This is a genomic window from Lysinibacillus fusiformis (assembly GCF_016925635.1).
Classification (GTDB): Bacteria; Bacillota; Bacilli; order Bacillales_A; family Planococcaceae; genus Lysinibacillus; species Lysinibacillus fusiformis_F.
Genome location: NZ_CP070490.1, coordinates 930,401 through 942,158, shown reverse-complemented (window position 1 = coordinate 942,158; position 11,758 = coordinate 930,401). Strand labels below are relative to the sequence as shown.

At 35.0% G+C, this 11,758-nt stretch carries 15 protein-coding genes; 11 read left to right on the top strand and 4 right to left on the bottom strand.

Features of this window, described 5'->3' with window-relative positions; translation table 11 throughout:
• The first annotated feature begins 9 nt into the window (after positions 1-9).
• From JTI58_RS04750 to JTI58_RS04730, 5 genes are all read left to right on the top strand, one after another.
• Positions 10-549, top strand: a complete 540-nt coding sequence (locus JTI58_RS04750) for a hypothetical protein (RefSeq protein WP_205445576.1) — start codon at positions 10-12, stop codon at positions 547-549.
• 161 nt (positions 550-710) lie between these two features.
• Positions 711-1,274 (top strand): accessory gene regulator B family protein, encoded by a 564-nt coding sequence (locus JTI58_RS04745; protein WP_205445574.1) that lies wholly within the window; start codon positions 711-713, stop codon positions 1,272-1,274.
• A complete protein-coding gene (locus JTI58_RS04740; protein ID WP_131521057.1) occupies positions 1,274-1,426 on the top strand; it encodes a cyclic lactone autoinducer peptide in 153 nt (50 codons plus the stop codon). The genes JTI58_RS04745 and JTI58_RS04740 overlap by 1 nt, the downstream gene beginning before the upstream one ends.
• 223 nt (positions 1,427-1,649) lie before the next feature.
• A complete protein-coding gene (locus JTI58_RS04735; protein WP_205445573.1) occupies positions 1,650-2,789 on the top strand; it encodes a sensor histidine kinase in 1,140 nt (379 codons plus the stop codon).
• A 2-nt stretch (positions 2,790-2,791) separates the two neighbouring features.
• Complete coding sequence (locus tag JTI58_RS04730; protein WP_131521058.1) at positions 2,792-3,499, top strand: LytR/AlgR family response regulator transcription factor; 708 nt, start codon at positions 2,792-2,794, stop codon at positions 3,497-3,499.
• Between the two features lie 378 nt (positions 3,500-3,877).
• Here the strand turns inward: JTI58_RS04730 and JTI58_RS25195 are convergent, their stop codons facing one another.
• Together JTI58_RS25195 and JTI58_RS24800 are read right to left on the bottom strand one after the other, a co-directional pair.
• Positions 3,878-4,000: a beta-lactamase family protein gene (locus JTI58_RS25195; protein ID WP_259949915.1), complete on the bottom strand. Its 123-nt coding sequence runs from the start codon at positions 3,998-4,000 to the stop codon at positions 3,878-3,880.
• Positions 3,963-4,163 carry a hypothetical protein gene (locus JTI58_RS24800; protein ID WP_243456313.1) on the bottom strand — a complete coding sequence of 67 codons (201 nt, stop codon included), beginning with the start codon at positions 4,161-4,163 and terminating at the stop codon, positions 3,963-3,965. The genes JTI58_RS25195 and JTI58_RS24800 overlap by 38 nt, the downstream gene beginning before the upstream one ends.
• 389 nt (positions 4,164-4,552) lie before the next feature.
• On the opposite strand from JTI58_RS24800, the gene JTI58_RS04720 reads away from it, so the two are divergent.
• The 3 genes from JTI58_RS04720 to JTI58_RS04710 all read left to right on the top strand — a co-directional run bounded on the left by JTI58_RS04720 (position 4,553) and on the right by JTI58_RS04710 (position 7,464).
• Positions 4,553-5,584 carry an ABC transporter permease gene (locus JTI58_RS04720; RefSeq protein ID WP_205447110.1) on the top strand — a complete coding sequence of 344 codons (1,032 nt, stop codon included), beginning with the start codon at positions 4,553-4,555 and terminating at the stop codon, positions 5,582-5,584.
• Between the two features lie 2 nt (positions 5,585-5,586).
• The gene (locus tag JTI58_RS04715) at positions 5,587-6,276 is read left to right on the top strand and encodes an ABC transporter ATP-binding protein (RefSeq protein WP_205445571.1); all 690 of its coding nucleotides are present in this window, start codon (positions 5,587-5,589) and stop codon (positions 6,274-6,276) included.
• 99 nt (positions 6,277-6,375) lie between these two features.
• Complete coding sequence (locus JTI58_RS04710) at positions 6,376-7,464, top strand: S-layer homology domain-containing protein (protein WP_205445570.1); 1,089 nt, start codon at positions 6,376-6,378, stop codon at positions 7,462-7,464.
• 38 nt (positions 7,465-7,502) lie between these two features.
• On the opposite strand, the gene JTI58_RS04705 is transcribed toward JTI58_RS04710, so the two are convergent.
• A complete protein-coding gene (locus JTI58_RS04705) occupies positions 7,503-8,249 on the bottom strand; it encodes an arylamine N-acetyltransferase family protein (RefSeq protein ID WP_205445568.1) in 747 nt (248 codons plus the stop codon).
• 187 nt (positions 8,250-8,436) lie between these two features.
• Between JTI58_RS04705 and nagB the strand changes: the two genes are divergently transcribed.
• Entirely contained in the window at positions 8,437-9,150 is a 714-nt protein-coding gene (gene nagB, locus JTI58_RS04700; protein WP_205445566.1) for a glucosamine-6-phosphate deaminase, read from the top strand.
• 20 nt (positions 9,151-9,170) lie between these two features.
• Here the strand turns inward: nagB and JTI58_RS04695 are convergent, their stop codons facing one another.
• On the bottom strand, positions 9,171-9,968 hold the full coding sequence (locus tag JTI58_RS04695) for a DMT family transporter (protein WP_243456311.1): 798 nt from the start codon (positions 9,966-9,968) through the stop codon (positions 9,171-9,173).
• 224 nt (positions 9,969-10,192) lie between these two features.
• Between JTI58_RS04695 and JTI58_RS04690 the strand changes: the two genes are divergently transcribed.
• Together JTI58_RS04690 and JTI58_RS04685 are read left to right on the top strand one after the other, a co-directional pair.
• Positions 10,193-11,098, top strand: a complete 906-nt coding sequence (locus JTI58_RS04690; protein WP_205445565.1) for a S66 peptidase family protein — start codon at positions 10,193-10,195, stop codon at positions 11,096-11,098.
• Between the two features lie 18 nt (positions 11,099-11,116).
• Positions 11,117-11,518 (top strand): cytidine deaminase, encoded by a 402-nt coding sequence (locus JTI58_RS04685; RefSeq protein ID WP_205445563.1) that lies wholly within the window; start codon positions 11,117-11,119, stop codon positions 11,516-11,518.
• The last annotated feature ends 240 nt before the right edge of the window (positions 11,519-11,758 follow it).

The window sequence follows — 11,758 nt, the reverse complement described above, 5'->3', positions numbered from 1 at the left end:
TACACGCTTATGCAAGAGCTTTTAAAAAATATGTTCACTATGTATAGACCGTCTTGGGTAGTTGATACCATTAACTTGTTGAGTGAGGTTGTCATAAGGATAAATGCCAATAAAAAATATGATGTTGTGTTAATTGACACATCTTATAAGCATTTTGTTCACTATATACCATATTTAAAAAACCTCGAAACAATGAAATGCCAAATTGTTTTTATGACAGATGAAAATATTGGAGAGATTCATTACTACACAAATAATATCTTGAATTGTAAGGTAATAAATAAAAATATGACGATAGAACAACTAGTTCATATCATTGAAGGAGACTCAATAGAAATAGTTGATACAAGACGATTGGGCGGATTGAATATGTTAGAAATGAATGTGCTCATGGAATTGGCAAAGGGTCACTCCATTGACTTTCTTTGTAACTCTCAAAAATTTACAAATACAGAGATAGAGCAATCGATTAGACATATTAATGCATATTTTGGAACATCTCATTATTTAGAAGCAGTTTATAAAGCATATACAGAAAAACTTATTTAAGGGAACGTTAAGTGGCACTTTACGCTTACGTTCTTTTTTTGAACGTCTATGTAAAAGAGAAGATTGAAAATAGGCGATTATCTTTAAAAATATACTTTTTAGGATATTTTTAACTATTTTGATGTTACATGTTTTATACTAGTGATCAAGGAGGTGATGAGATGGAATTTACTGCAAAAGAGGAAATGCTAGTAGATTTTTTTGAACATAGAAGACCGTTAACACAGTTAGATAAAATTAAATTAGTGTATGGATTTCGTGTTGTTACAAGCGAGTTAAAAAAATTTTTGATTATTTACGGTATAGCTATAGCGTTCGGTTTATTTTGGAGAATGTTACTGGTTCAAATTGGATTTCTATTGGTGCGTCAAGTAGCATATGGTGCGCATTGTTCATCATTTAAAACGTGTCTTATTGTTAGTTGTATTTCATTTCCGTTCATCACATGGCTAGCTGTAGCATTGCCTATCACTTCACTCGTTGTTTGGGGGGCGTTTTTGCTAGGAGCTGTCATCTTGTTGTTTATTGGTCCAGTGAGTTCTAAAAAAACAAAAGTACAGGGTGAAGCTCATCGAACATTTTTGTTTAAAAAACTGTATAGCAGACTTATTGTGTTGGGGGGACTACTCGTTATTTTTCCAACATCCATAAGTGTATTTTTCGTAGCAGGATTTTTGAAGGGGATTGTTTTAGTGGTTATTGCAAAAATAGGAGGATCTCATTAATGAAATTTATTATCGACAATATTATTGATTATTTATATAATTTATTCGTTAAGTTGGCTGACTTTAGCTCTGTTTATATGTGTTGGGGAGCTTTAGGAGAAGAGGAGTTGCCACAAGAATTAAATTTCAATAAATTTGAAAAAAATACATAAATATTCTAAGATAGATATTGATTATATGTTATTTTGGAAGGATCATGTTATTCGTATGTGGAGTATATCCTATTTAACTTTGATTATTTATCAATTTTTGATATTAAGTATTTTACCGTTATATTTTAGCAAAATTGCAATAACAAAAAAAATGATATTGAAGATTTCTTTATTAATAGTTTCGCCATCAGTAGTGTTGTTTGCTTTTATAGGTGTCTATGCTATGGCGTACATCCTATTAGTGGAAAGTTTCTTCGTCTACCAGCAAACAAAGCGTTGGCGGAATGTGGCCCATGTGCTGTTTACGATTGTTTTAGTTGTTTTGGCAGATCATATTTCTTCGCTTGTCGTGTATCATTTATCGAATGGCATGGATGCTATCATCACTTCTCCATTGGTACAACTCATTTTTTCGATGAGTATCCTATTTATATTGGTGCTTGTCTACATAAAGTTATTCGATTATTTTGTTAGATGGTATGTGTTTAAGCAATACATTATACCTGCAATGATTCCCTTGATGCTTATGACGATTGTCTTTATGTATACTGATATTGTGTTGATGGATGGTACATCGTTTATCAAAAGTGTCCAACATAATTTGTTCTTTTTTGTGATTTATTTGATGATCTTTATCATTATTATTGGTTTCTTTGTTTACTTAGCTATTAAGAACATACATATTAAACAAAAGGAAATGGAATTAGAAGAATTTAATTCATATGTGTCTTCGCTTGAAGAAATTAATAGAGATATGCGTCAATTTAAACATGATTATATGAATATTTTAACATCAATGCGTCATTTTATAGATTCTAAAAGTTACTCAGAACTAGAAACCTATTTTTATCGACATATTTTAAAAACTGAAAAGAAAGAGCAAGCGCATGAAATATCCTTTTCGATGCTTAACTGTTTAAATATAGCTAGTTTAAAAGGACTTTTAACAACAAAACTTATTCAAGCGCAAACGTTTCACGTTCCAATGTACATTGAGATTGTCGAAAAAATCGATAGAATAGCATTGGATGAGATTCAATTAAATCGTATGTGCGGCATACTATTGGACAATGCGCTTGAAGCCAGTAAACATGCTACAGAGCCTTGGATTCGATTAGCATTTATTCGAATGGAAAAAGCTGTGTTAATTGCATGTATGAATACATTTTCATCCAATAAAAGTTATGAGTTAAAAGTGCATGAAATTTTCAAAGAAGGCTTCTCGACAAAAGGAGAGGAGCGAGGCTTGGGCTTATCTATATTACGTCAAATGGTAGATGCATCTCCAAAACTTCGTTTAAATACAAAAATAAATGGCAATTTATTTATACAAGAGTTGTTTATTGAGGAGGAGGGGGTGTAAATATGAAAGTGATTATTTGTGAAGATAATGTTGTACAATTAGAGCATATCAAAAAAACCATTAAAAACTATGCTATGATGGAAGGGAACGGGATTGAAATTGTACTTACAACTACAAACCCTAATGAAGTCATTACATATGAAAAAGCAGATTGTTATTTTTTGGATATTGATTTGAACCATGAGGTGACAGGGCTTATGTTAGGGGATATGATTCGCCAACGTGACCCATTGTGCAGTATTATATTTGTCACAACCCATGCAGAAATGACCTATTTAACGTTTATGTATAAAATTGCTGCGTTAGATTTTATTATTAAGGATCACACAGGTATGTTACAGCAAAAAATATTAACAACACTAAAAGTTGCATATGAAAAGTATATACAAATTGGCCAACAACAATCACCTTCACAGATTCAAATAAGAGCAAATGGTTATACAAGGAATATTGCTATTCAGGATATATACTTTTTTGCGGCATCCCCAAAATTACATAAAATTATATTACATTTAGAAAATGAGCATATTGAGTTTTATGGTCGCTTAAAGGATTTTAAGGAAGCACATACATCGATGTATCAATGTCATAAGGCTTTTATTGTGAATAAACAAAACATTGAATTTGTAGATCATAAGGAACGAGTTGTATATTTCAAAAATGGTGAAACTTGCTTTGCCTCTGCACGACTTATAAAGGGGTTAAAATAGTTAGACATCCACCTAGTAAAAAAACTTATGCTTACTTTTTCATCGATATAACAAGGATTGTGAGTTTATTTTGTATGACTGAACTCGCAATCCTTTTGCTTTAGACGTTCCTTATAAATGTGTGAAACAACCTTTGTTAAATGTGCTATATACTCTGTTGCTTCAATCTATACTACTACGGATAAGAAATGTTTAAAGATACTATTCTAATCACCATTAAACACTGTATTATAATAATGAAATAGTTCTATTATTCTTCCCATATCCAAATTGGCTGCTGAAGAACGATGGAAGTAAAATGAGGGTTGATTCTTTTAGAATTCACTGTCATCTCGTTGCTAAGAACAATCACTGTTAACTTCTCGTCATTGAGCCGTGCTATGACGGAAACGACTTAGATAGGAGATGACTTATTTGAATAGACCCTCCATTCGGAAAGTCCGGAAAGTATTGTGAAATTGGATTATCTAGGTTTAAAAGTCCTTTTTCTTCTAGTTGCATGATCGCTACAGCAGTGAATGTTTCTGAGTGTGGTTGCGCTATTAGGTAAATCAGTGTCTGCCAAACCGTAACCTTTTGTAAATAAAATTTTACCTTTCTTTGCAATAAGAACGATACCTTGAAATTTTTTATTTTTTAAGTATTGATCGATTTTTTCAGCCATACTTCCAATAGATTACTATGATTATTACGTCCAAAATTACTATAGACACTATGACAATAACAAGGGTAGAAATAAAGAAATTCTTGAAAATTTTTCGTGTATATAACTTTTGATTTATGTAATCTGTTAAACAAAACTTATTATAAGTTTTACAAAATATATAATTGTTATTAAAAATATCAACTCATTTATAGTAGGAGAAATTTTGTTAGCAAAAAAGATTTTAGCAAGTAAAGATAAATAAGATTCAAAAAAGAAGCCACTCTATGGGATAAAAATGCCTTTATAGAGCGGCTTTTTATATGACTCTAAATTTTTACGATTAGTTCATGCTCTGTTCATTTAACAATTTTAAGCTAGGAGTAATCAAAGAAATGGAGGGGTTAGTGATGAATCTTGCCTGGAAAGAAATGAAGAAGAATAAAGTACGGTTTTTAATCTTGGGCTCCATTATCTTCCTAGTTAGTTTTTTAACGTTTATTATCTCGGGTTTAGCAAATGGTCTGTCACAGGATAATGCAGCTTTAATTAAGGATTTACCGAAGGGACAATTTTATATGGCTGAGGATGCGGATGGCACGTTTAATCTTTCAAGAATCGATAGCGACCTGCAACAGAAAGTCATAAGTAAAGAAAAAGAGGCAGTAGCTTTTTCGATCCAGATGGGCTTTTTAAATGATCAGGATGATAAACAACAAAGTGTAGCCTTTGTGACATCAACGGAATCTACACTTTTTAGCAATGTGCATCAAGACGAGGTGCTTTTGGATAGCTCACTACAAGATAAAGGAATACAAGTTGGAGATATATTAACGAATAATCAATACAGTGGAAAGTTCATTGTAAAAGGTTTTGTAGAGCAAAAAAAATATAGCCATGCTCCTGTTGCTTATGTTAGTGAAGAGGCTTATCAGGAGATGTATCGGGTAGCTGATAAACAATTAATTTTTGTACCAAATAGTGAGCCAAATGATATTAAGGGATTGCAAGCATATAGCAATAAAGAGTTTCTCAATACTATCCCTAGTTATAATGCGGAACAATTATCTTTAAATATGATTATATGGTTCTTAGTTGTCATTAGTGGGATGTTGTTTGCTATTTTCTTCTATATGATGAATGTGCAAAAAATTGGCTTGTATGGCATTTTAAAAGCGATTGGATTAAAAACAAGTAAGCTATTTAAAATGATCTGGACACAGATGGCTATTATTACAATCTTTTCACTTGTGGTATCTGTCAGTCTTAGCCAGCTATTTAATATAGTTGCTCCTAAGGGGATGCCATTCACTTTAACAATAGGCACTACAACACAGTTATCCGTTGTATTCCTCCTCATAGGCTTTATTGGTGCGACCTTGTCAGGAATGCAAATTAAAAAAATTGAACCGTTACAGGCTATACAGCAAGGGGAGGCTTAATCATGACGTTATTTACAATTGATGAAGTACGAAAAACGTTTAAGAATGGTGAAGTCGAGGAGGAGATCTTAAAGGGCATCAATCTTTCTTTACAGGAAGGAGAGATTACAGCATTGGTAGGTGCATCTGGCTCGGGGAAAAGTACATTATTAACGATAGCTGCAGGACTACAACCAGCAACAGATGGGCAAGTGCTATTTGAAGAACAAAATCTAACAACGATGAGCGCTGAACAAGTACGAAAATTACGTGCAAGTAAATTCGGCTTTGTCTTTCAGTTTGCACATCTCGTCCCATTTTTGACAGTTGAGGAACAATTACTATTAATGCTAGATGTTGCTGAATCTCCATTAAAAAAGAATGAACAAAAACATAAAGTCAATCGTCTATTGCAATTAGTTGGAATGGCTCATCGTAAAACCGCTTATCCTTCTTCTTTGTCAGGTGGAGAGAAGCAACGCGTAGCAATCGCACGTGCTATTATTCATCAACCGAAAGTATTGTTTGCTGATGAACCAACGGCTAGTTTAGATTCCCAGCGCTCCAAGGAAATTATGTTGCTGCTAAAAGAATTAACCAAAACATTAAATATTACAACATTAATGGTGACACACGATGAGGAAATGCTTGCTTACACTGATCGTATTATTAAAATGAGCGATGGTGTCGTGTTACCTAATACTATGTACTAATAGGAATGACCACAATCATATAATAAATGGTTGTGGTATTTTTGTTTGAAGAGTAAGAGATAGCTTAGAAGGGTAATGAATGGAGGAAGGAGGGAAAACATGAAAAAACCATTGAAACTAGTATTTTTGATCCTAATGACGGTTGCCATATTACCTAAGGAAGCACAAGCGGCAAACTTTATAGATTTAGCAGATGAAACATTATCAACAGAGATAGATTATTTAGTGGAGCAGGATATTATGAAGGGCTATTCAAATAAACTATTCAAACCAAATGAAAATGTTACGAAGGCACAGGTAGCTGTTATATTAACTCGTGCCGTAGGATTAAATACAATCAATATAGAAAATCCAAAATTTCAGGATGTAACAACCACATATAAGTATTATAAAGAAATTGCAGCGGTACAAAATGCGGGGATCTTTGAAGAGGGCCATATATTTAATCCAGATGCAATCATGACAAGAGGACAAATGGCCATTGTGCTACAAAGAGCCTTCCAGCTTAAGGGCTCCGCGCCTGATTACTTTACAGATGTAACAGAACAAACACCAGGATATAAAGAAATTTTAACCCTAGCTTATAATCATTTAGTAAGGGGCTATGAGGACGGTACATTTAAACCAGATGAACCTGTTACACGTGCTCACTTTTCAGCATTTTTAGCACGTGCTATGACGCTATCTAAACCAGATTTGCTAAAAGATCCTACTTTTATTTATACGTATGCCTATTATTCTTTAAATGATCATCAACGTTATACGTTAAATTATCAATACGATCACCATGACGGTAAAAATGATGTATGGGTGGTGGAAAATTTAAGTACAGAACAAACCTTTCCTAATGAACTGATATACGGCGATGATCGTATATACGGTCAAGCCATTGCTCGTGATGGTAACACACATTATGATTTATATTTGGAGCTACCGCTTAGAATAGGTGTTATATTACATGAGGATGATGCAGGAGTTACGTCAGGTGTACGAGTGACAGTCAAAACGACTAATGGTATTGTTCAAGCTGGAGAAGTGCAATATTCAGGTGTCGTCATTCTAGAAGAAAAATCCATCATTAATGGTACAGTGAAAACCTATTGTTTTGTGGATGGAATAGGTTTAGTGAAAGAGTTACACAATGACATTGTCGTGTTTGAACTGCTTAATCGAACAATGAAAAAGTAGAAAGCAAGCCTGCTTTTCGAAGTGGGCTTGCTTTGTTTTTAGTCGTGTAATGTAATATGAAAAAAACGCTGAAGGGCTAGCAACCATTCCTTCTCAGTTTGTGTTGTGTAGGTTGTTAACGAAGAACCTTCATAGATTCTAAATTCATTGTTCATCATAGTATGACGACCACGAGTGGTGCGAATCATAGCAATTTTATTTTTTTGCTTGGAGAGTCGTGGTGCAAATTTTGCATCATTGGCATCGTCGTGAAAACTATATAGCAAACGCCAACTATGTTTAGTTTGTTCCAACAGCATCCAACCATTCGCTTCATCATAATCTATTTTATATAACTCTTTACCTTCACGATGTTGATAGCCAGCAATCAATGGCACTGGTTTACAGGGCGCTAAGGCACCGACACCTACATCTGAGATATAGAATTGACCACCATCGTTCACTAGCAATAGTTGATGCATGGGGATTTCCTCTGGAGGAGTATTTTCCGTTATGTTGCGCCAAAACTGGGCATAACGATTGGTGACAGAATAGCCAAGCTCCCGCAAAAGCCAGCTGAATAAGATATTTAGTTCAAAACAATTGCCACCACGTTTATCAATAATTATTTTTTGAAATAAATCAGGAATAGCGAAGGAGATACCACGGTTCAAGGCAACATCTAAATTTTCATAGGGAATGGTTAATAGATGTTTAGTTTGTAGTTGTCCAAGTAACTGGATAGATGGCTCTAACGTTCCTTGAAATTTAATATGCTGTAAATAGTGCTGAATCTGTTCATTCATAAAATCGCCTCACTTCCTTATTAATAACATAACCGAAATAGTCTTGGATTACACGCATAAACTGAAGGAGGAAATGATAGAAAAATTGCTAAATAACTAGTAAGATTAATATATTAGCTACTATATAGTGAAATATTTTACATATTAGTTAATAATATTAATGGTAAGGGTAGGTATCGTATAAAGAATGAAATGGATAGAAGTGAATACATATGAGGAAATGAGTGAAGTGGCAGCTAACATTTTCTCGAAGCAAATACAGGAGAAACCTGATAGTGTTTTAGGTTTAGCAACTGGTGGATCACCTGTTGGTATGTATAAGGAATTAGTGACACGACATCAGGCTGGCCGTTTATCTTTTAAGGAAGTACAAACTTTTAACTTGGATGAGTATGTAGGTCTTGAGCAAACAAGTCCAGCAAGCTATTGGACATTTATGCATGAGAATTTATTTAATTTTGTAGATATACAGCCAGAAAATATTCATTTACCAAATGGGAAGGCAACCAATTTAGCTGATGAATGTGCTGCATATGATGAACGCATTGAAGAAGCGGGAGGCATTGATTTACAACTTCTTGGCATTGGTGTTAATGGCCACATCGGTTTTAATGAGCCAGGCACATCGTTTGATTCTAAGACGAATATTGTGAAGTTAACAGAGTCCACAAGAACAGAAAATGCAATTTACTTTGATGATCCGTCTGAAGTGCCAACACATGCGATTACAATGGGCATTCACTCCATAATGAAGGCAAAGGAAATCATCCTCATTGCCTTTGGTGAAAAAAAGATCCCAGCGATTGAAAAATTGAAAAGTGGTCTTATTACAGAAGAATTCCCAGCAAGCCAATTATTAAACCATCCGAATGTTACCATAATTTATGGTGGTACGAATTAGAAAAAATAAGCAAAGACTTCTTAGGCTTGAAGTCTTTGCTTGTTTGTTTTTCCTGATAGAATAACCCCCGCAACAACGGCTAGCCCACCTATAAGCTGAAATGAATGCAATTTTTCATCAAGAAAAAGGACGGCAAAAATGGAGGCGAAAACAGGAATGAAATTTAAATAAATACTTGCCTTGTTTGCTCCAAGCTGGATAACACCACTGTTCCAGCAGAGAAAAGCAACGATGGAAGCGAAAATACCAACATATAAAATAGCAGCAATGGTTGACCATTCCCAATGAATTACAGTTGCGCTAGACAGTGTTTCATAGAGAGAAAATGGGAATAACACAATAGCCCCAAGTCCAATCGTTACTAGAAAGGTAGATTGCCCTGGTAAACGAGTGGCATACTGTTTAATGAGCAATGAATACACGCTCCAACAAAATACCGCTGCGATCACAATTAAGTCTCCTTTGTTGAAAGTAAAATCGACCATCCTTGTAAAAGAGCCTCCCATTATAATAAAGGCAACTCCACACAGAGATAAAACGGTCCCTATTAACTGAAATTTTGATAGTTTTTCCTTCAAAAAAATAAAAGAAAGTATGTAAATCATTATAGGCGTAGAAGAGTTCATCAACGATGCATTAATGGACGTTGTGTAATGTAATCCAATGTAAACAAGCGTGTTAAATGCTGCAACACCTGTTAACGATAAGATAATGACAATCAGCCAATGTTTTTTCAGTATCCGCCATTCACGCTTTAATTGGCGAAATGCTATGGGAAAAAAGATAATAAATGCGACACACCAGCGTAAAAAAGGCAAGTGTTAGGGGAGGGATATCTCCGCTAACGGCACGTCCAATAACAAAATTACCACCCCATAAAAGAGTTGCGAGTACTAATAATATATATGGTGGTATTTTCATGAAGCCATAACCCCTTTATTAATTGAATAGTAAAGTTAATTATAGGCAATCAGCGTAGCAATAATCAATGCCTCTGAAGTTTTGCTATGCTAAAATAAGGAAAACAAGAGGAGGAATAACTGTGAAAAGTACCGTACCATGTTTACAAAAGGGAGATTTAGTCGGTGTTGTTGCACTTTCAAGTCTTGTAGAGCCTGAAAAACTAGGAGAAGCAATAGCCTTTTTAGACGAATTGGGACTTCGTTATATTGTGGGTGATACAATTCATGCAAAACATGAATATTTGGCAGGTAGTGATGAAATCAGACTAGCTGATTTTCATGACATGGTGAAAAACCCAGAAGTGAAAGCAATCTTTTGTGTAAAGGGAGGCTATGGCTCTGCCAGAATAGCTGAAAAAATTGATTATGCCTTAATAGAGGAGAATCCTAAAATTTTCTGGGGCTTTTCTGATGTTACATATTTACATTGTGCCATTAATGAATATGCCAATATGGTGACATTTCATGGACCAATGCTTATGTCAGCTAATAAGATGGATGATTTATCGAAGAAAATGTTTTTACAACTATTTTCCCCTATGGAAATTCAGTATACAGAGGCAATTTCTCCGTTAACAACGATTGCTGGAGGTATTGCACGTGGTGAAATGATTGGAGGGAATCTCTATCGTCTTGTCAGCACACTAGGAACCAAATTTGAAGTGCAAACTGAGGGCAGGATTTTATTAATAGAGGATGTAAATGAAACGATTCCGGTTATTGATTCGATGCTTCAGCATTTAAAACAAGCAAGGAAGTTCGAGCAATTAGCAGGAGTCATCATTGGTTCATTTACACAGACAGGAACTGATGAAGCAGCACTTCATTCATTAATGAAGGAGTATTTTGCAGATTTAGGGATTCCAGTCGTGGCTGGTTTTAAGATCGGACATGAAACAACGAATATTGCGATCCCATTAGGAACAGAGGCTATTTTAGACGCACAGGAAAAGGTGTTGAAGATATTACCAGGCGTGCATGAATGATAGGGAGGAGAGGGAACTATGGATATTGAAAAAGCACTGTATGAAGCTGCGGTTGCACTAGCAGTAAAAAGATATCCCTCCGGATGGGGAGGAGCTGCAGCTTTATATACCGAAGATGGTCGGATTTTAACAAGTGTTGCACCAGAGGTCATTAATGCAGCTACTGAATTATGTATGGAAACGGGTGCCATTCTAGAGGCACACAAATTTAATACAAAGGTTACGCATTCGATTTGTGTTGCTAGGAAAGACGAAACATCTAAATTTGTAGTGCTAACACCCTGTGGAGTCTGTCAGGAAAGACTTTTCTATTGGGGAGAGAATGTAAAGGCAGCGATTACGAATGCAGATGGTGAATTGATATTTAAATCATTAAAGGAAATTCAACCATATCATTGGTATAAGGCATATGAACAATAAAGCAAAAGACATTACAAAAAATGTAATGTCTTTTTTTAGTGTTGAAAAACAAAACAGTCAATTGAAAGGTAGAAATGGATTTCCGTTGCAGGCTACTTGCTTTCCTGTGGGCGAGCGCCGAGCCGCTTCCTCTGCTACCACTCCGTTTAGAGGCTCGCCTGTCTCGCTATCCCACGGGAGTCAAGTAGCCTTCCACTTCAACCTACAAAAGTGTTACCTTTTTAGCAAAGGTTTTCAAAT